This is a genomic window from Dietzia natronolimnaea (assembly GCF_002289575.1).
Lineage (GTDB): Bacteria > Actinomycetota > Actinomycetes > Mycobacteriales > Mycobacteriaceae > Dietzia > Dietzia natronolimnaea_A.
Genome location: NZ_NTGA01000017.1, coordinates 1 through 19246 on the forward strand (window position 1 = coordinate 1; position 19246 = coordinate 19246).

Consider the following 19246-nt stretch of genomic DNA (forward strand, 5'->3'; position numbering starts at 1 on the left):
GACCGGAGACACAACCTGCGTGGTCAATACATCTAGGTCACCGCGCCCCGCCCACGACCAGTGGCCGGGCTGGCGACGGAGGCCTACCGTGGCTGATGTCACCGCAGCACCCGACCGTGTCACCGCAGCACCCGACCTCCGCCAGACGAACGGAACACCCATGCCGCTCACTCCCCGGTCGACCGGATTCCCGGCCGGCCTGCCCAGTCCCTGGCTGCCCGTCCTCGCGCCCGCTCGCGGCTCGACCGCGGTGGCCACCTACCTGAGGGCCCACCTGTACGGCGCTGCCGTGGGACGCAGCCTGCTCGACCGCTGCATCCGGGCGGTCGACGATCCCGACCGGGCCCGCCTCGAGCCACTGCGGGAACAGTTCGAGCAGGAGATCACCTTCGCCTCCGAGGTGTTGTCCCGGCTGACCCCCATCGGGACGCCGGGTCGGGGGCTGTTGCGCCGATCCTCCGGGATCGCGCTGGGCGTCCTGCCCGTGGGGCCGGTGCTCAGCGACCCGCTCGCCCGCCTGGGGGTGTTGGAGGCGCTACGCACCCTCGTCGTGGCCAAACGCTCGATGTGGGACCTGCTCGCGGAATCCTGGGTCGCGGACGCGCCCTCCGGTGGTGAGGGTGCGACGGTGGGCGGCCCCGGGACCCGACGCGTCCTGATGGACCTGGCCGAGCAGGCCGCGGCACAGGCGGTCCTGCTCGAGGAACTGCGACGCACCTACGGTCTGGCAGTATTCGAATGACCCGTTCCGCCCCGGTTCGCGCCGACGTCGCGGTGGTGGGGTCGGGTCCGAACGGACTCGCCGCCGCGCTCCTGTGCGCCCGCGCCGGCCGACGGGTCGTGGTCCTCGAGGCCGAGGACACCATCGGGGGCGGGTGTCGCACCCTGCCCATGGACGGCATGCCGGGCGATCTCGGCGAGGGCCTGCTGGTCGACCCGTGTTCGGCTGTCCACCCGATGGCCGGCGCCGCACCGTTCTTCCGGCAGTTCGACCTGGCCGCGCACGGCGTCGAGTTGAGGACGCCGCCGGTTCAGTTGGGCCACGCGCTCCCCGGTCGCGACGCGATCGTGGTGCCCTCCGACCCCTCCCCCGCGACCCTGGCCGAGGGGATGGGGTCCGAGACGGAGGCCCGGGCCTGGTGGCAGGTCATGGGACCGCTGGCCGGGCGGCCACTCGAGGTGGCGGCCACGGCGCTGTCCGATCAGCGGTCGATCCCGCCGGTCACGGTGGTGGCGGCGCTGGCGAGGACCTTCGCCCGGGCACATCCCCTGGGTATCACGGCTGACCGGTTCGGGCCGGATGGCCGGACACTGCTCTCGGGGATCGCCTCCCATGCGATCTCGCGCCTCTCCTCGCCGGCGGCGACCGGGGTCGGGCTGGTCCTCGGTTCCCTCCTGCACTCCCCGCTCGGGTGGGCCCTTCCCGTCGGGGGGAGCGGTGCGATCACCGGTGCTCTGGCAGAGGCGCTGCGCCGGGCCGGCGGGGAGATCCGCACGGGGGTCCGCGTCGAGTCGCTGGCGCGGATCGACGCGCGGGACATCGTCTTCAACACCTCCTCGCGGATCCTCGGCGAGATCCTGCTGTCGTCCTCGCCATCGCCGGCCGTGGAGCGGCGGGCCCGCCGACTCACCCGCGCGCCCGTGGGAGGCGCCGCGGCGAAGGTCGACATCGTCCTGTCGGGTCCGGTGCCGTGGAGAGACCGACGCCTGCGCGCCGCGGGCACGATTCACCTGGGTGGGAACTCGGCCCACATCGACGCGGCCGAGCGCGCGGTGGCGGACGGACGTCACGCGGACCGTCCGATGGTGTTGGTCTCCCAGCCGTGGGTGACGGATCCGGGTCGGATCGCTCCCGACGGACGACGGCCACTGTGGACCTACGCCCACGTGCCCGCCTACTCGGGGCAGGACCAGACCGAGCAGGTGCTCGCCGCGCTCGAGGCGGTCGCACCCGGGGTCCGCGACGTGGTGGTGGCCACCCGGTGCACTCCCGCGTCCCGGATGGATCGGCATAATGCGAGCTACGCCGGGGGGGACATCGCCGCGGGTCGCGTGGACCTGCGCGGCCTCGTCGCCCGTCCGGTCCCCCGCGTCGACCCCTTCGCCACCGGCGTGCCCGGTGTGTGGCACGCGTCCGGGTCGACGCCCCCGGGGCCGGGCGTCCACGGGATGGCGGGCCAGCACGTCGCCGAGCGGATCCTCCGAGGCTGACGGGTCGGCTCGACCGCCCGACCCGTCTCGGCCGGGCGGTCGGGCCGCCTACTGGTAGGACACGAACCAGGGCCGGGGTTCGACCGCCATCGTCTGTTCCGGAGTGAAGGTCGGCGTGTCCTCGTCGTAGAAGTTCTTCCACGCCATCCAGATATCGGGGGACAATCCCTGTTGCAGGACCTCCCACGTCTCCATTTTCATCTCCGGCGTTCCGTGCCCGTCGGCGTGGAGGGAGATCGCCACCTCGGGCCGCGAGGTGTCGATGTCCTCGCGGTCGGTGATCATCGCCAGGCTGAACTGGTGCAGGATGAGCAGCTTCTGCGGGCCGCCGGAGTCGCGGGTGAGATCGGCGAGCCAGTGGGTGACCCGGTTGATCTCCTCGGCGCTCGCGCTGCCGATCTGCGCCCCCGGACGCTGTCCGGGCTCGAGCTTCCACTCGGGGTCCAGGGCCAGTCCCACGTTGGGCCGCCGGAGCAGATCCTCGAACAACCGGGCCTGGTCGAGCAGGTCCGCCATCCCGGGCTGCAGGTCGATCACGGCGTAACCGCCGGCCTCGGTGATCGCGTCGATAAGCGGCTCGAACTCCTCCGGAGGCCACTCGTTGGTGTAATTGCCGTCGGGACCGGGTTCGGTCGCCGCGACGGTGGCGATGATCTCGAACGCGGGGATGACCGGTTCGGGAGAGTACGGCTGGTACTCCTCGACCAACCGGCGCACCCGTTCCGCGCTCTCCTCGGGTCCCTGCTCGCCGAGGACGCCCAGCGCCGGGGTGATGGGCGAGCCGTACGCCGCCACGAACCGTCGGCCCGGGAAGAGCAGTTGCCCCCCGCCGGGAAGCTCGGGAACGGTCCGGGCCTCGTCGATCCGCTCGGCCAACTCCTCCTCGGTCCCCCACCCGGGCCCGAGGGCGATCACGGTGTCGGCGTCGGTCACGGCCTCGACCGAACCGCCGTCGACACGCGGGTCCGGTGCCCGGAGGTGGGAGACCGCCGCCCCGCCCGCGACGGCGGTCGCGACCGCGGCCACCGGGGTCTGGTCGTGGACGAGGACGCGAGGGGCGTCGTCCGCGGACCAGGCGGGCCCGCCGACGGTGAACTGCTGGGTGTCCGAGGCGGTCTCACCGCCGGCGGTGAACTGCCCGACCACCATCAGGGACGGTGAACCCGGGGACTGGTGGACGGTGACGTCGTCCACGCGGTCGCCGGGGATCTGCTGCTCCGAGTGGAACGTGATCCCGGTCAGTTCCTCCAGATCGGCGCGGTCCTCAGGGGAATCGACGACCTCGCCGTCGTCGGGGGTGAACGTCACCTCGCCGACCCGCAGCACCCGCTCCGTGCCCATCCGGTCGAGTTCGCCCGCGAGCGCGTCATCGCCACCGGCCACCGCGGTGAGCATCGGCGCGCGCAGCCCCACGGCCACCGACGCGGCGCGGGCCTGGGCGGCCTCGTCCGGCGCCGCCACCACGACCACCGGGGCGGCCTCCACCAGCAGGCGGGTCGCCTCGACACCGGACTCGTCGGTGTCCACGGCGACCCTCGCACCCTCGACCTGCGCGGCGGTGATGCCCGGCGCCGCGTCGTCGGGCCCGGAGGTGCACGCGGAGGTGGCCGCGACCAGACAGAACGAGAGAACCGCCGCCCCCACTCCTCGGTTGAAGTGGCGCACGGCGGTCCTCCTGACAGTCGGGAATCGATCCCGCTGGACCCTACATGGGCCTCAGGCGGTCTCGGTGATCGGCCGGTCGACCCAGCTCATCAGATCGCGCAGCTTCTGGCCGGTGACCTCGATCGGGTGCTCGGCGTTCTCCTTACGGAGCTGCTCGAGCTCCTTGTTGCCGCCCTCGACGTTGGCCACGAGACGCTTGGTGAAGGTGCCGTCCTGGATGTCGGCCAGGATGGCCTTCATGCGCTCCTTGGTGCCGGCGTCGATGACGCGCGGGCCCGAGAGGTAGCCGCCGAACTCGGCGGTGTCGGACACCGAGTAGTTCATCCGCGCGATGCCGCCCTCGTACATGAGGTCGACGATGAGCTTGAGCTCGTGCAGCACCTCGAAGTAGGCGAGCTCGGGTGCGTATCCCGCCTCGACCATCACCTCGAAGCCCGTCTTGACGAGCTCCTCGGTGCCGCCGCAGAGCACGGCCTGCTCGCCGAACAGGTCGGTCTCGGTCTCGTCCTTGAAGGTGGTCTTGATGACGCCCGCGCGGGTTCCGCCGATCGCCTTGGCGTAGGACAGCGCCAGCGCCTCGCCCTCGCCCTTGGGGTCCTGCTCCACGGCGATGAGCGCCGGGACGCCCTTGCCGTCGACGAACTGTCGGCGCACCAGGTGGCCGGGGCCCTTCGGGGCGACCATCGCGACGGTGACGCCCTCGGCGGGCCTGATCAGACCGAAGTGGATGTTGAGGCCGTGGCCGAAGAACAGCGCGTCGCCGTCGTTCAGGTTGGGCTCGATGTCCTCGGTGAAGATCTGGGCCTGCGAGGTGTCGGGGGCCAGCAGCATGACCACGTCGGCCCACTTGGTGGCCTCGGCGGCGGTCATGACCTTCAGTCCGGCCTCCTCGGCCTTCGCGCGCGACTTGGATCCCTCGCGCAGACCGATCGCGACCTCTACACCGGAGTCACGCAGGCTCAGCGAGTGCGCGTGCCCCTGCGAGCCGTAACCGATGACCGCGACCTTGCGGCCCTGGATCAGCGACAGGTCCGCCGAGTCGTCGTAGAACATCTCCACTGCCATGGTGGATTCCCTTCGTGTTGTTTTCGTGAAGCCGAGACTTGTGTAGAAGTCGAGACTATCGAGTGGTGGTGATGGACTTGGGGCCGCGTCCCAGCGCGACCATGCCGGACTGCACGATCTCGCGGATCCCATAGCCGTCGAGCATGCGCAGCAGCGCGTCGAGCTTGTCGGGGGTGCCGGTCGCCTCGAGCGTGAGCGACTCCGGGGAGACGTCCACGACGTGGGCGCGGAACAGACTGGCGATCTCGACGATCTGGCCGCGGTTGGTGGTGTCGGCGCGGACCTTGACCAGCGTGAGTTCCCGGGCGACCGAACCGGCCGGGTCCTGCTCCACGATCTTGATCACGTTGACCAGCTTGTTGAGCTGCTTGGTCACCTGTTCGAGGGGGAAGTCCTCGACGGCCACCACGATCGTCATCCGCGAGAGGCCGTCGGTCTCCGTGGGACCCACCGCGAGGGACTCGATGTTGAACCCGCGCCGGGAGAACAGCGACGCCACGCGCGCGAGCACGCCGGGCTTGTCCTCCACCAGCACGCTCAGGGTGTGGGAGCGGGCGGTCACTGGTCCTCCTCCTGGGCGGCGAGCACGGCGGCGTCGATCCGCTCGGTCACCTCGTGGACGTCCGCGGCGTCGTCGGCCACGGAATCGGTGTCGTCGAACAGCGGCCGGATGTCCCGCGCCGCCATGATCTCGTCGTTGGACGTGCCCGCCGCGACCATCGGCCACACCTGGGCGTCCTTGCCCACGATGAAGTCGATGAGCACCGGTCGGTCGTTGATCTCCCGGGCGCGGGCGATCACCCGGTCGACGTCCTCCTCGCGGTCACACCGGAGCGCGACGCACCCCAGTGCCTCCCCGAGCTTGACGAAGTCGGGGATGAGCATGGACTGGGTCGACAGGTCCGTCTGCGAGTAGCGCTGGTCGTAGAACAGCGTCTGCCACTGGCGGACCATGCCGAGGTTTCCATTGTTGATCAGGGCCACCTTGATGGGGGCGCCCTCGATCGCACAGGTGGCGAGCTCCTGGTTGGTCATCTGGAAGCAGCCGTCACCGTCGATGGCCCACACCTCGGCCTCCGGCCGACCGAACTTGGCGCCCATCGCCGCGGGCACCGAGTACCCCATGGTCCCGAGTCCGCCCGAGTTGAGCCACGTGCGCGGCTTCTCGTACTGCACGAACTGCGCGGCCCACATCTGATGCTGGCCGACTCCCGCGCAGTAGATCGCGTCCGGCCCGGCGGCCGCGCTGAGTCGCTCGATCACGAACTCCGGGGAGAGCGATCCATCGGACTGCGGCCCGTAGCCCAGCGGGTACTCGGACCGGATCGCGTCCAGCTCGCCCACCCACCCGGTGGGCTCGGCGAGCGAGCCGGCGTCGCGTTCTCCGCGCAGCGTCTGGACGAGCTCGACCAGCACCTCCTTGATGTCACCGACGATCGGGACGTCGACGGCGCGGTTCTTGCCGATCTCCGCCGGATCGATATCGGCGTGGATGACCTTGGCCCCGGGTGCGAAGGTGTCGAGCTGGCCGGTCACCCGGTCGTCGAAACGGGCACCCAGCGTGACGAGCAGATCCGACTTCTGCAGTGCGGCGACCGCGGCCACGGTGCCGTGCATGCCGGGCATGCCGTAGTGGAGCCGGTGTGAGTCGGGGAACGCGCCCCTCGCCATCAGCGTCGTGACCACGGGGATTCCCGTGAGCTCCGCCAGGGCCAGCAGCTCGGCCGAGGCGTCCGCCTTGATGACTCCCCCGCCGACGTAGAGGACCGGGCGCTGGGCCTTGGCGATGAGCCGTGCCGCCTCCCGGATCTGCTTGCCGTGGGGCTTGGTCACCGGTCGGTACCCGGGCAGCTTCATCTCCGGGGGCCAGGAGAAGGTCATCTCGGCCTGCAGGACGTCCTTGGGGATGTCCACGAGGACCGCCCCCGGCCGGCCGGTCTGCGCGATGTGGAACGCCTCCGCGATCATCCGCGGGATGTCGTCCCCGTGCGAGACCAGGAAGTTGTGCTTGGTGATCGGCATCGTGATGCCGGAGATGTCGGCTTCCTGGAAACCGTCCGTGCCGATGAGCGCGGTGCCCACCTGGCCGGTGATGGCCACGATCGGAACCGAGTCCATCTGCGCGTCCGCCAGCGGGGTGACGAGGTTGGTGGCCCCGGGGCCCGAGGTGGCCATGCACACGCCGACCCTGCCCGTGGCCTGCGCGTACCCGGTCGCCGCGTGACCTGCGCCCTGCTCGTGCCGGACCAGCACGTGTCGGACCTTGACCGAGTCGTAGAGGGGATCGTAGACGGGCAGGATCGCGCCGCCGGGGATGCCGAAGACGACCTCGGTGCCGATCTCCTCGAGGGACCGGACGACCGCCTGCGCGCCCGTCATCCTCTCGGGGGCCGCGGACCGGGCCCTGTGCTCTGCACCCGGACGTGGTCCGGGCTGTGCCGTTGGTGCGCTCACTTCAACTGTCCTTCATGGTGGTCGTGGAGCTGACGTTCGTCGCCGCACCCGGTCCGGTGGGACCAGGGGAACCCGGCAACAAAAAACCCCCGACGACCACGGGGGCCGGCGAGGGTGCGCGTCGACGAAAAAGCCAGGTAGCGGCTCAGGCGCCGACGCGCCGGCCGAGTACTAGACCGTTCCAGGTGTTCACGCGCTCAGGTTAGGCCCCGGCCGTCACGGTCGTCAACTCGTGGATACCCGATCCCACATGGTGGACCGTGAGACAGTGGAGGGCACCATGAGCGCCCCATTCAGAGCACCCCACCCGGAATCCACGCCGAGCGACCGCGCCCTGTTCCGGGTCAACCCCATGTCCTACGCCGTCATCGTCATCGTCGTCCTGGCGATCCTCTGGCCCGTCAGCACCTACCCCGTCGCTCTCGGATGGCTCGTGCTGCTCCCGATCGCGTTCGGGTGGTGGGTCGCGCGGACCAACACCAGACTCGACGAGGACGGCGTCCACCTGTCGTCCTGGCGGTCGAGCAGGTTCGTGCCGTGGGACGAGGTCAAGGGGGTGCTGTTCCCAAAGAACGGCTTCGCCCGCCTGGTCACCACCACGGACCACTCATTCCCGATGGGAGGGGTCTCGTTCCACGACCTCCCCCGACTCTCGGTCGCCAGTCGGGGGCGCATCCGCGACCCCTACTCCGCCTCGCGGGCCGACGACGCCGGTTGAGCGACGGCCCGCCGGGACCCGCTCCGCCACGGCCTGACGCCGCATCCCCATCCGCTCGTACAGCAGGGTGATCACGACCCCGGCGAGGAGTCCCGCCACGGCCCAGCCGCCGAGCACCCAGACCGCGTGGCCCAGACCCGCGTCCCAGCTCGAGTCGAAGAACATGACGGAGCGGATCCCCAGGTAGGCCTGGTGCATCGGTTGGAGGTTTCCGATCACCACGAACACCTGCGGCAGCATCTGGGTCGGGGTGGCGCCTCCCGACGTGGGGATCCCCAACACCACGAAGACCACGAGGTTGACCAGCAGGCCGGCGTTGCCGATCGCCGCGATGATGGTGTGGGCACAGACCCCCACCGCGACGATGACCAGGTTCGAGAACCAGAACAGGTGCCACGGGTCGTACCCCGTGACCCCGATGACGTGTGCGACGAGAAGGGTCAACCCCGACACGAGCGGGGCCGTCACCAGCGTCACCACCCATTTTCGGGCGAGGGTCTGGAGCCGACCGAACGGGGCCACGTGGACGTGCAACGCCAGCGGTCCGACCTCCAGGGGGATGAACCCCAGACGGGCGTCGAGCACGGCGGAGATGATCATCGCCCCGGTGAACCCCGCGAGCACCACGATCAGCGCGTAGAACATCGGCAGCGAGGCGTTCGACACACCCTCCGGCAGCGGGTTCCACGCGACCACGTCGATCCCCACCGGATCCTGGAGCGCGAGGGTCGCCGCGGCACCGATAGTCCTGCCCTCCGCCTCGGCGAGCAGCTGTGAGTCCTGGAGAATCCTGGATCCCATCCGGTCGCGCAACGACTCCTGCATCGCATTCGCCATGGTGTTCAGGACCTGACTCGAGACGATCGAGACGCGGGGGGAGTACTCGAGTGTGATCCGCGCGGGCGCAGGAGGCTCGGCGGCGTCCCCCGCCTCGGTGGCGGCCGCCTCGACCAGGCCGACCACCCGCTCACTCAGATCCGCGGGAATCCTCACCGCGCCGAAGTACGTCCCCGTGCGTAGACCTTCCTCCGCCGTCTCGGGATCCACGACGTGCAGCCGGATCCTCTCCCAGTCGTTGTTCTGGAGCAGGCCGGCGGTGATCTGCGATCCCACGTCGAGGTCCCGCACCCCGACCGGTGTGTCCAACGAGGCGCCGGCGTCGGAGTCCACCACCGCCACGGGGATGTGGCGGGCATGGGCCTGGGGGTCCGCGGTGCCCCCGAGGTACATGAACGACAGGAGGAAAAACAACCCGCAGACCAGTACGACCGCGCCTGCGGAGTGCGAGACGAACTCACGGACGCCTCCGGTGTGGCCCGAGTCGGTCACGTGGGTCGAGTCGGTCGAGTCGGTCATGGTGAACCTCATTCGTGTGCAGCGCCGGTCGGTCACTCGCCCGACCGGAACGAAGCTACTCCTGCCCCCGCGGGTACTGTGTACCCGTCCCCTCGGGCGCTCCGCCGCACGTCACGGGCCCGGTCGCAGGACCGTTCCCTGGTCCGTTCCCCGGTCCGGTCGCGGTGCTGCCCAGACGGGGCGCTCCGCCCGTAGTCCTGAGAACCGATCGAGGTCCCATGCCTGCCCTGAGGTCACGCACCAGCACAGCCGGACGCAACGCTGCGGGGGCGCGCGCCCTGTGGCGCGCCACCGGCATGACCGACGCCGACTTCGGCAAGCCGATCATCGCGGTGGCCAACTCGTACACGCAGTTCGTCCCGGGTCACGTGCACCTGAAGAACGTCGGTGAGATCGTCGCCGAGCAGATCACCGCGGCGGGCGGCGTCGCGCGCGAATTCCACACCATCGCCGTGGACGACGGCATCGCCATGGGTCACGCGGGCATGCTGTACTCGCTTCCGAGCCGCGAGATCATCGCCGACTCCGTCGAGTACATGGTCAACGCCCACACGGCCGATGCACTGGTGTGCATCTCCAACTGCGACAAGATCACCCCGGGAATGCTCAACGCGGCGATGCGTCTGAACATCCCCACGGTGTTCGTTTCCGGTGGCCCCATGGAGTCCGGGTTCTCGGTGGTCGTCGACGGCGTGGTCAAAGCCGGTTCCGACCTCATCACCGCGATCTCCGCCTCGGCCAACACCGCAGTCGGACAGGACGACCTCGACACGATCGAGCGCTCGGCGTGCCCCACGTGCGGGTCCTGCTCGGGCATGTTCACCGCAAACTCCATGAACTGCCTCACCGAGGCCCTGGGGCTGTCCCTCCCGGGCAACGGCTCGACCCTCGCCACCCACAGCGCACGCCGGGAACTCTTCGCCGAGGCCGGCCGGGTCATCGTGGACCTGTGCACCCGGTACTACCGCGACGACGACGAGTCGGTCCTGCCGAAGTCGGTCGCCACCAAGGAGGCCTTCGCCAACGCCATGACGCTCGACGTGGCCATGGGCGGGTCCACCAACACCGTGCTGCACATCCTGGCCGCCGCGCAGGAGGGCGAGGTGGAATTCGACCTGTCGGACATCGAGCAGATCTCCCGTCGGGTGCCGTGCCTGGCCAAGGTCGCACCCAACTCGGATTACTACATGGAGCACGTCCACCGGGCCGGTGGCATCCCGGCGATCCTCGGCGAACTGCTCCGCGGTGGCCTGCTGGAGACCGACGTCCATTCCGTCCACTCCCCCTCGCTCGAGCAGTACATCGCGGACTGGGACATCCGTAGCGGCACGGCCACCGAGAAGGCCGTGGAGTTGTTCCACGCCGCCCCGGGCGGGGTCCGGACGATTGAGCCGTTCTCCACCGACAACCGCTGGGAGTCACTCGACACGGACGCCGCGCACGGGTGCATCCACTCCGTCGAGCACCCGGCCACCGCCGAGGGCGGGCTGGCCGTGCTGCGCGGGAACATCGCCCCGGACGGGTCGGTCTTCAAGACGGCCGGCGTGTCCGAGGAGAACTTCCACTTCAGCGGCCCCGCCCGGGTCGTGGAGTCCCAGGAGCAGGCGGTGTCGGTGATCCTCAACAAGACCCTGCGGCCCGGTGAGGTGCTGGTTGTGCTGTACGAGGGCCCCGCCGGCGGGCCGGGGATGCAGGAGATGCTCCACCCCACCGCGTTCATCAAGGGCGCCGGCCTGGGGACCAAGTGTGCACTCATCACCGACGGCCGCTTCTCCGGGGGCTCGTCGGGACTGTCAATCGGGCACATCGCGCCGGAGGCCGCGGCCGGTGGCCCGATCGGGTTGGTCCGGGACGGTGACGTGGTGACGATCGACGTGGCCACCCGGTCCATCTCGGTGGACGTCGACGACGTCGAGATGGACCGTCGCCGGGCGGCCAAGGGACCCACCCCCTGGCGTCCGGACTCCCGCGACCGGAAGGTCTCCGCCGCGCTGCGGGCCTACGCCTCCATGGCGTCGTCCGCCGACAAGGGTGCGGTCCGGATCCTGCCCGACTGATCCTCGTTCGGGCCCCCGCGGTCCCGGCCCTCAGCCGGCGGTGACCGCTGGGCTGTCGGTGGTGGACGTCAGCGGGTTGGTGCCGTTGAGCAGATACCAGATCACTCCCGCCGCGATGACGGCCAGCAGCAGCCAGATCGCACCGCTGAACCGGGGGCGGTGCGACCATCGCCATTTACGGTCGACAGACCACCGTCCGGGACCCGCGAACAGCAGGGCGAGCAGAGCGGCGATGTACAGCACCGAGGTCTCCAGACCACGGGTCGTCTCCCCGAGCAGCGGGATGGGGTCGCCGCCGGTGAGCCGGACCGCGAGGCCCAGACCGACGATGCCGAGCAACCCCGCCGCCGCTACCGGAGTGGCCAGGCCCACGACGAGCAGGGCTCCCGCCACCAGCTCGACGACGCCGCCGGTGACCGCGAGGAGCCGGGCCTGGTCGAAGCCCGACTCGGTGAGTGTCTGCGTGAACCCGTCGAGACCCGGGCCCCCGAACAGACCGAAGAGCTTCTGCAGACCCCGCATCGTCAGCAGGACGCCCACCGCGAGACGCAGGAGGAACAATCCGAAGTCCGCCGTGCCGCGCCGGGGGATCTCGTCCCGGTTCTCAGGGGCGATGGTCGTGGGCTGGTCGCCGAACGGCAACGGCGTCGACGTGTCGTAGGCACCGGAGTCCGGGTAGTGGGAGTAGTCCGTCCGGGTCGCCGCCGGGAATGCCGTGGTCGCCGAGTCCGCGGATCCCGGGGTGGGGCCGGTCCTCGTGGCTTCGGGGACGTCGAGCGGGTAGTCGACATCGTGGATCATCTCGGTTCGAGCGTCGTCTCCGGGCGTTGAGGAAGTCACCCTGCGACCATAGGCCGCTTCCCGGGCCCCCGCACCCAGGACACGGCGCACCGTAGTCTTGTCGTCATGAGATCGCTCTCGCTGCTGGTGGTCCTGGTCATGGTGATGGCCGGGTGCGCGAGGTTCGACGATCGTCTCGAGGCCCCCTTCACCCCCGCACCGGGCCCGGGGATGGGTGCGGCCCCGCCGTCCACCCCGCCGGGGATCCCCCCGCCGTCTTCGTCTCCCATCCCGGGCGAGCAGGACGCACCCCCGGAGACCGGCCCGTGTGTGGACCCGGACCCGGCCGTCATCGCGACGTGCCTCGAACCGGCCGTCGCGGTCGCCGGCCTCGGAGAGCGGGCGCTGGTGGCGGAGTCGACGGGGGGCGTGAAGATCGTGTCTGTGGACGGCCCTCCCGAGGACTTCGGCCGGGTCGACCCGCGTGGCGGTCGCGTGGCGGCCGTGGCGCCCTCCCCGGACTTCGCCCAGGACAGGCTGCTGTATCTCCTCGTCGTCGGCGACGGCCCCTCCAGGGTCGAACGGCTCGCGCGCGGGGACGCGCCCAGGACGGTCGCCGAACTCGCCCCCGCCGAGACCGGGGGGCTCGCCTTTGTCGACGCGGTCCTGACGGTGGGTGTGGGCTCGGAGGTCGTGAGATTCCCCGGGTTCAGGGGCATCGGCACCGCGCAGAACCCCGAGGTCGTCGTCCGCGACGTGGGCCGGATCACCGGACTGTGCACCCATGGGTCCGAGCTCTACCTCGCCACCGTCACCGACCGCGGTGCGGTGATCCGGAGCGCCGATCGCGTCATCTGGACCTGGCCTGACCAGCGTTCGGCCGGAGGGTGCGCCGCGGCCCAGGACTCACTCGCCCTCGCGTTGCCGGACGGCGAACGCGCTGACACCCTCGCCCTGACCGGTGGGGCGGCGCGCGGCCAACCCGAGGCGTTGGCCGAGGGTCGCTACGGACGTATCACCGGCCTGGCGTCAGTCGGTGACGGGGTACTGCTGGGAGGGACCACCAACAAGAGCGGTGGCTCACCCGTCCCCACCGATGACCGCGCCGTCATCCTGCCTCAGTCCGCCGGCGGCGGCGGCGACGCTCGCACCTGAGACCGGGGCCTGGCTGCACACCTAGCCGCAGGCGGCGATGACCAGTTCCTTGACCCTCGCCGGGTCCGCCTGACCGCGGGTGGCCTTCATGACCGCACCCACGATCGCCCCGGCCGCCTGGACCTTCCCGGAGCGGATCTTCTCCGCGATATCCGGCTGGGCCGCGAGGGCGTCGTCGACGGCCTTCTGTAGCGCGGAGTCGTCACGGACCACCTCGAGGCCCCTGTCCGCCACGACGCGGTCGGGCTCACCCTCGCCGTCCAGGACCGCGTCCACGACCTGACGGGCGAGCTTGTTGGTGAGCCTGCCTTCTGCCACGAGCTCGATGACGCGTGCCACCTGGGCCGGGGAGATCTCGAGACCTTGCAGGCCCACGCCACGCTTGTTGGCCTGCTGGGACAGGTAGGACACCCACCACGAGCGGGCCTCGGTGGGCGCAGCGCCGGCGTCAACGGTGGCGAGGATCAGGTCCAGCGCCCCGGCATTGACCAGGTCGCGCATCTCCTCGTCCGAGACGCCCCACTCCGCCTGCACCCGCGCGCGGCGCACCCATGGCAGTTCGGGCAGTTCGGCTCGGATCTTCTCGACGAGCTCGTCGAGCGGTTCCACCGGGGCGAGATCGGGCTCCGGGAAGTACCGGTAGTCCTCGGCGGACTCCTTGGGCCTGCCCGCCGTGGTGGTGCCGTCGGATTCGTGGAAGTGCCGCGTCTCGAGCACCACCTCACCACCGGAGGTCAGCACGTCGGCCTGTCTGCACATCTCGTGGCGCACGGCGATCTCGACACTGCGCAGCGAGTTGACGTTCTTCGTCTCCGTGCGGGTGCCGAACTCGGTGGCCCCCTTGGGCATCAGGGAGACGTTGGCGTCACACCGCATCGATCCCTGGTCCATGCGGACGTCCGAGACGTCGAGGCTCCGGAGCAGGTCGCGCAACGCCGAGACGTAGGCGCGGGCGATCTCGGGTGCACGCTCCCCCGCCCCGACGATCGGCTTGGAGACGATCTCGATCAGCGGAACGCCGGCGCGATTGAAGTCGAGCAGCGAATGGGTGGCACCGTGGATCCGGCCGGTGGCCGAGCCGACATGCGTGGACTTGCCGGTGTCCTCCTCCATGTGCGCCCGCTCGACCTCGACGCGCCAGGTGGAGCCGTCATCGAGCTGGACGTCGAGGAACCCGTCGTGCGCGATCGGCTCGTCGTACTGGGAGATCTGGTAGTTCTTCGGCTGGTCCGGATAGAAATAGTTCTTTCGCGCGAACCGGCTGTACGGCGCGATCGAACACCCCAGGGCCAGGCCGATCTTGATGGCCCATTCGACGGCCTGCCCGTTGACCACCGGCAGCGCCCCCGGCAGCCCGATACACACCGGGCACACCTGCGTGTTGGGGTCGGCTCCGAACGCCGTCGGGCACCCGCAGAACATCTTGGTGGCGGTGTGCAACTCGACGTGCACCTCCATGCCCATGACGGGATCGAAACGTGACACGACCTCGGTGAACTCCATGCGGAACAATCTAGCCGAAGAGGCAGGCGGCCTCGCGGTAGCGGTCCTCCGGAACGGTCTTGAGCACGGCCACGGCCTCGGCGACCGGCACCATCTCGATGGACTCCCCCCGCAGCGCCACCACCTGACCGAAGTCCCCACGGTGGGCGGCGTGTGCGGCATGGACGCCGTACCGGGTCGCCAGGACGCGGTCGTACGCGGTCGGGGTCCCCCCGCGCTGGATATGTCCCAGCACGGTGGTGCGGACGTCGCGGTTCATCCGCTCGGCGATCGCCGACGCCATCTGGTCGGCGACACCGGTGAACACCTCGTGCCCGAACTGGTCGGTGCCTCCCCGCCGCAACGTCATCCCCGAGCCCTCGGCGGGAGTGGCACCCTCCGCGACCACGCAGATCCCGTACGCCTCCCCCATCTGGAATCGGCGCTTCATCACCTTGCACACGTAGTCGATGTCGAACGGCACCTCGGGGATGACGATCATGTGCGCCCCGGAGGCGAGCCCGGCGTGCAGGGCGATCCACCCGGCGTGCCGCCCCATCACCTCCACCAGCATCACCCGCTCGTGGGACTCCGCCGTGGTGTGCAGCCGGTCGATCGCGTCGGACGCGATCGAGACGGCGGTATCGAAGCCGAACGTGTAGTCCGTCCCGGCGACGTCGTTGTCGATGGTCTTCGGCACGCCCACGACCGGGATGCCGTTCTCCGTGAGCCACCTGGCGGCCTTCAGCGTCCCGTCCCCGCCGATCGCCACCAGCGCGTCGAGGGAGTGACGCGCGAGGGTCCGGCGGATCTGCGGCAGGCTCGCGGTGAGGATGTCCGGGTTGAGCCGGCCCGTTCCGAGGATCGTGCCCCCGCGGAGCAGGATGCGGTCGATCCCCTCGTCGTCGAACAGTGGCACCGCACGGTCGTGGACCAGCCCCGACCACCCGTCCTGGAAACCCAGGACCGGCGAGTCGTACTCGGAGTTGGCGGTCCGCACCAACGCCCGGATCACCGCGTTGAGTCCGGGACAGTCCCCACCTGCGGTCAGCACGCCTATACGCACGTCGGACTCCTCTCGGTTCTCCAGCAGTCTAGGGCCGGGGCCTGCTCATCGCGCCAGGGTCCGGTGACTGTTCACCGGTACGAAACGCCATCGTGGCCAGGCCACCGAGCAGGACCACCACGGCGGGGAGATACATGGCGTCAGCGACCGCCTGCCCCACGTCGCCGTGGACGACCAACCGTGCTTGCATCAACGCACCGATCGCCGCGGAGCCCAGGACGGCGCCCACCTGACGGGTGGTGTTGTAGACCCCCGATCCAGCCCCCGCGGAGGCCAGTTCGAGACGCCGCATCGCGGTCGACGAGGTAGGCGCCCAGACACACCCGTTGGCCACCCCCATCAACGCGATCGGACCGAGCAACGCGGGGATGGAGGTCTGGGAGTCCATGACCACCGCCAACCAGAACAGGGAGATCGCGTAGGAGAAGTAGCCGATCCCCGTGAACAGCCGCGGATCGATCCTGTCCGCCCAGCGTCCGACGACCGGCGCGAGGACACCGGCGATCAGGGCCATCGGCAACAGCATCAGGCCCGCGCGTGTGGCACTGAGGTCCTTGACCCCCTGGAGGTAGAACATCAGCGGGACCATGGTGCCCGCGGTGACGAAGCCGATCGTGGAGACCCCGAAGGTCCCGATCGAGAAGTTCCGGTCCCGGAACAGACGTAAAGGGACCAGCGGCTCGGTACGCACCCGTGACTGCCACCAGAGGAACGCCGCAAGGCCCGCCGTACCGGCCAGGATGAGCGCGAGGGTGGTCCCCGCCCATCCGTGGGACTCGCCCTGCTGGATGCCGAAGACCAGCAGGAACATACCCGCGGCCGACAGGACGATGCCGGGGACGTCATAGGAGTGCGAGCGGGTCTCGAGCCTCGGGACCCACCGCCACACCAGGATCACCGCCAGGATCCCGAAGGGGATGTTGACGAAGAAGATGGCCCGCCAGTCGAACGCGTCGATGAGCACCCCACCCAGCACGGGACCGACGACCGAGGCGATTCCCGCGACCGCCCCCCAGGCCCCCATGGCCGCCCCGCGACGCGCCGGAGCGAAGACCCGGGTGATCACGCTGAGCGACTGGGGGGTGAGCAACGCGGCGCCGAGGCCCTGGAAGACCCTCGCCACGATGAGTGTCTCGATGCTGCCCGCCAACCCGCACCACAGAGAGGCACCCGTGAACAGCACGAGTCCCGCGATCGACACCGTGCGCGGGCCGATCTGGTCGCCCAGTCGACCCGTGAACAGCAGCGGCACCACGTAGGCCAGCAGGTAGGCGCTGGTCACCCAGATGACCTGGTTGGTCGACGCGCCGAGCTGCGAGACGAAGGCATCGGTGGCGACCGCGACGATCGTCTGGTCCACCAGGATCATGAAGAACCCGATGACGAGTGCCGTCAACGCCTTCCATGCGTCCCTCTCGGGGACTGTGGTCACGCGATCGGGCCTCTCGCCGCCTCGAAGGCGGCGCCCACCCGGTACAACCGGTCGTCGGCCAGTGCGGGGGCCATGATCTGGAGGCCCGCCGGGAGCCCGTCGACGAGCCCGGACGGAACGGACATCCCGCAGTGCCCGGCGAGGTTGAGCGGAAGGGTGCAGAGGTCGAACTGGTACATGGCCACCGGGTCCTCGACCTTGGCCCCCAGCGGGAACGCGGTCGTCGGCGTGGTGGGCGAGACCAGGACGTCCACCTTCTCGTAGGCGGCGTCGAAATCCCGGGCGATGAGCGTGCGGACCTTCTGCGCCTGGCCGTAGAAGGCGTCGTAGTACCCGGCGGAGAGGGCGTAGGTGCCGAGCATGATGCGGCGCTTGACCTCCGGGCCGAACCCGGCTTCCCGGCTCGCCGCCATGACCTGGTCCGCCGACCCGTCACCGACACGCAGGCCGTACCGCATTGCGTCGAACCGGGCGAGGTTACTGGACACCTCGGAGGGCAGGATCAGGTAGTAGGCCGGCAGGGCGTACCGGAAGTTCGGGCACGAGACCTCGATGACCTCGCCACCCAGGCCCCGCAGGGTGTCCACCGAGGCACGGAATGACGCCTCGACCCCCGGCTGGTATCCCTCCCCGGCGAACTCGGAGACCACGCCCACGCGCACACCCGCCAGGTCTCCCCGCGCGCCCTCGCGCGCGGCGCGGACCATGTCCGGGATCGCCACGTCGACGCTGGTCGAATCGCGCGGGTCGTGTCCGGCGATGACCTGGTGCAGGAGCGCCGTGTCCTCGACGGTGCGGCCGCACGGCCCGCCCTGGTCGAGCGACGACGCACAGGCCACGAGGCCGTACCTGGACACGGTGCCGTACGTGGGCTTGACCCCGACAGTGGCGGTGAGCGCGGCGGGCTGACGAATGGAGCCGCCGGTGTCGGTGCCGATGGCGATCGGGGCCTGGTGTGACGCCAGGGCCGCTGCGGAACCACCGCCGGAGCCACCCGGGGTCCGGCTGGTGTCCCACGGGTTGCGCGTCGGTCCGTACGCCGAGTTCTCGGTCGAGGACCCCATGGCGAACTCGTCCATGTTCGTCTTGCCCAGGATCGGGATCCCCGCCTCCCGCAGCCTGGCGGTGACCGTGGCGTCGTAGGGCGAGCGGTACCCCTCGAGCATCCGCGAGCCACACGTCGTCGGCGCGTCGGTGGTGGTGAACACGTCCTTGAGGGCGACCGGGACCCCGGCCAGAGGGCCGAGTTCCTCGCCGGCCGCGCGTCGGGCGTCCACGGCGCGCGCGGCCTCGAGAGCCTCGTCGGCGCCGACGTGCAGGAAGGCGTTGATCTCCCCGTCGACCTCCGAGATCCGGTCGAGGTGCGCCCGGGTGACCTCCTCGGAGGAGACCTCCCCCGCGGCGATCCGGCGGGCCAGTTCCGCGGCGGTGGCGGTGGTGAGCGTGCTCATGCCTCCTCCCCAAGGATCTGCGGGACCTCGAAGCGCTGCTGGTCCGCGGCCGGCGCCTGGTCGAGCGCCTGGTCCGGGGTCAGCCCCGGGGTGACCACGTCGGCGCGGTACACGTTGGAGATCGCGGTGGGGTGGCTCATCGCCGGGACGTCGTCCGCCGCCACCTCGGACACCGCCTGCACGTGGTCGAGGATGTCGGTGAGCTGTCGCGCGAACGACTCCAGCTCGGAGTCGCTCAGTTCCAGGCGGGAGAGCCTGGCCAGATGCGCGACGTCCCCGCGTGAGATCGAGGTCACGTGTGTAGTCCCTTCGGCGTGGCGTGTCGGTACCGACCCAGCCTAGTCAGGCCCTCGG

At 70.2% G+C, this 19246-nt stretch carries 16 protein-coding genes; 5 read left to right on the plus strand and 11 right to left on the minus strand.

Annotated features, from left to right (window positions below):
• The first annotated feature begins 88 nt into the window (after window positions 1-88).
• Together CEY15_RS09700 and CEY15_RS09705 are read left to right on the plus strand one after the other, a co-directional pair.
• Window positions 89-742, plus strand: a complete 654-nt coding sequence (locus tag CEY15_RS09700; RefSeq protein WP_245847478.1) for a hypothetical protein — start codon at window positions 89-91, stop codon at window positions 740-742.
• Window positions 739-2211: a phytoene desaturase family protein gene (locus CEY15_RS09705; protein ID WP_095718279.1), complete on the plus strand. Its 1473-nt coding sequence runs from the start codon at window positions 739-741 to the stop codon at window positions 2209-2211. The genes CEY15_RS09700 and CEY15_RS09705 overlap by 4 nt, the downstream gene beginning before the upstream one ends.
• Window positions 2212-2259: 48 nt before the next feature.
• Here CEY15_RS09705 and CEY15_RS09710 read toward each other — a convergent pair whose 3' ends face one another.
• The 4 genes from CEY15_RS09710 to CEY15_RS09725 are packed head-to-tail and all read right to left on the minus strand — an operon-like array spanning window position 2260 to window position 7395.
• A complete protein-coding gene (locus tag CEY15_RS09710) occupies window positions 2260-3876 on the minus strand; it encodes a hypothetical protein (RefSeq protein ID WP_095718280.1) in 1617 nt (538 codons plus the stop codon).
• A gap of 51 nt (window positions 3877-3927) precedes the next feature.
• Window positions 3928-4941: a ketol-acid reductoisomerase gene (gene ilvC / locus CEY15_RS09715; protein WP_095718281.1), complete on the minus strand. Its 1014-nt coding sequence runs from the start codon at window positions 4939-4941 to the stop codon at window positions 3928-3930.
• Between the two features lie 55 nt (window positions 4942-4996).
• A complete protein-coding gene (ilvN, locus tag CEY15_RS09720; RefSeq protein WP_017837033.1) occupies window positions 4997-5503 on the minus strand; it encodes an acetolactate synthase small subunit in 507 nt (168 codons plus the stop codon).
• Window positions 5500-7395, minus strand: coding sequence for an acetolactate synthase large subunit (locus CEY15_RS09725; protein ID WP_081615182.1), 1896 nt, complete (start codon window positions 7393-7395; stop codon window positions 5500-5502). Before CEY15_RS09725 ends, ilvN begins: the two co-directional genes overlap by 4 nt.
• A 280-nt stretch (window positions 7396-7675) precedes the next feature.
• Between CEY15_RS09725 and CEY15_RS09730 the strand changes: the two genes are divergently transcribed.
• On the plus strand, window positions 7676-8113 hold the full coding sequence (locus CEY15_RS09730) for a PH domain-containing protein (protein ID WP_176475071.1): 438 nt from the start codon (window positions 7676-7678) through the stop codon (window positions 8111-8113).
• Here the strand turns inward: CEY15_RS09730 and CEY15_RS09735 are convergent.
• Window positions 8003-9469 (minus strand): DUF3533 domain-containing protein, encoded by a 1467-nt coding sequence (locus tag CEY15_RS09735; RefSeq protein ID WP_245847482.1) that lies wholly within the window; start codon window positions 9467-9469, stop codon window positions 8003-8005. The two genes, CEY15_RS09730 and CEY15_RS09735, sit on opposite strands and share 111 nt — an antisense overlap.
• 218 nt (window positions 9470-9687) lie before the next feature.
• Here CEY15_RS09735 and ilvD point away from each other — a divergent pair, with 218 nt between their 5' ends.
• Window positions 9688-11526 (plus strand): dihydroxy-acid dehydratase, encoded by a 1839-nt coding sequence (ilvD, locus tag CEY15_RS09740; RefSeq protein ID WP_095718284.1) that lies wholly within the window; start codon window positions 9688-9690, stop codon window positions 11524-11526.
• A gap of 30 nt (window positions 11527-11556) precedes the next feature.
• On the opposite strand, the gene CEY15_RS09745 is transcribed toward ilvD, so the two are convergent.
• Window positions 11557-12366, minus strand: a complete 810-nt coding sequence (locus CEY15_RS09745) for a DoxX family protein (RefSeq protein ID WP_245847485.1) — start codon at window positions 12364-12366, stop codon at window positions 11557-11559.
• A gap of 66 nt (window positions 12367-12432) precedes the next feature.
• Between CEY15_RS09745 and CEY15_RS09750 the strand changes: the two genes are divergently transcribed.
• The gene (locus CEY15_RS09750; RefSeq protein WP_095718286.1) at window positions 12433-13461 is read left to right on the plus strand and encodes an oxidoreductase; all 1029 of its coding nucleotides are present in this window, start codon (window positions 12433-12435) and stop codon (window positions 13459-13461) included.
• 21 nt (window positions 13462-13482) lie between these two features.
• Here the strand turns inward: CEY15_RS09750 and gatB are convergent, their stop codons facing one another.
• From gatB to gatC, 5 genes are read right to left on the minus strand one after another with little or no spacing between them, the layout of a single operon-like run.
• The gene (gene gatB, locus CEY15_RS09755) at window positions 13483-14964 is read right to left on the minus strand and encodes an Asp-tRNA(Asn)/Glu-tRNA(Gln) amidotransferase subunit GatB (protein WP_017837040.1); all 1482 of its coding nucleotides are present in this window, start codon (window positions 14962-14964) and stop codon (window positions 13483-13485) included.
• Between the two features lie 10 nt (window positions 14965-14974).
• Window positions 14975-16009 carry an ATP-dependent 6-phosphofructokinase gene (locus CEY15_RS09760; RefSeq protein ID WP_031264908.1) on the minus strand — a complete coding sequence of 345 codons (1035 nt, stop codon included), beginning with the start codon at window positions 16007-16009 and terminating at the stop codon, window positions 14975-14977.
• 28 nt (window positions 16010-16037) lie between these two features.
• On the minus strand, window positions 16038-17441 hold the full coding sequence (locus CEY15_RS09765) for a DHA2 family efflux MFS transporter permease subunit (protein WP_017837042.1): 1404 nt from the start codon (window positions 17439-17441) through the stop codon (window positions 16038-16040).
• Window positions 17438-18892 (minus strand): Asp-tRNA(Asn)/Glu-tRNA(Gln) amidotransferase subunit GatA, encoded by a 1455-nt coding sequence (gatA, locus tag CEY15_RS09770; RefSeq protein ID WP_095718287.1) that lies wholly within the window; start codon window positions 18890-18892, stop codon window positions 17438-17440. The genes CEY15_RS09765 and gatA overlap by 4 nt, the downstream gene beginning before the upstream one ends.
• On the minus strand, window positions 18889-19188 hold the full coding sequence (gene gatC, locus CEY15_RS09775) for an Asp-tRNA(Asn)/Glu-tRNA(Gln) amidotransferase subunit GatC (protein WP_017837044.1): 300 nt from the start codon (window positions 19186-19188) through the stop codon (window positions 18889-18891). Before gatC ends, gatA begins: the two co-directional genes overlap by 4 nt.
• Window positions 19189-19246: the final 58 nt, after the last annotated feature.

Coding starts and splice junctions, on each gene's coding strand:
- ilvC (WP_095718281.1), bottom strand. CDS start 4,941: ATGGCAGTGGAGATGTTCTACGACGACTCGGCGGACCTGTCGCTGATC.
- gatA (WP_095718287.1), bottom strand. CDS start 18,892: ATGAGCACGCTCACCACCGCCACCGCCGCGGAACTGGCCCGCCGGATC.
- CEY15_RS09750 (WP_095718286.1), top strand. CDS start 12,433: ATGAGATCGCTCTCGCTGCTGGTGGTCCTGGTCATGGTGATGGCCGGG.
- CEY15_RS09705 (WP_095718279.1), top strand. CDS start 739: ATGACCCGTTCCGCCCCGGTTCGCGCCGACGTCGCGGTGGTGGGGTCG.
- CEY15_RS09730 (WP_176475071.1), top strand. CDS start 7,676: ATGAGCGCCCCATTCAGAGCACCCCACCCGGAATCCACGCCGAGCGAC.
- gatB (WP_017837040.1), bottom strand. CDS start 14,964: ATGGAGTTCACCGAGGTCGTGTCACGTTTCGATCCCGTCATGGGCATG.
- ilvD (WP_095718284.1), top strand. CDS start 9,688: ATGCCTGCCCTGAGGTCACGCACCAGCACAGCCGGACGCAACGCTGCG.
- CEY15_RS09735 (WP_245847482.1), bottom strand. CDS start 9,469: ATGACCGACTCGACCGACTCGACCCACGTGACCGACTCGGGCCACACC.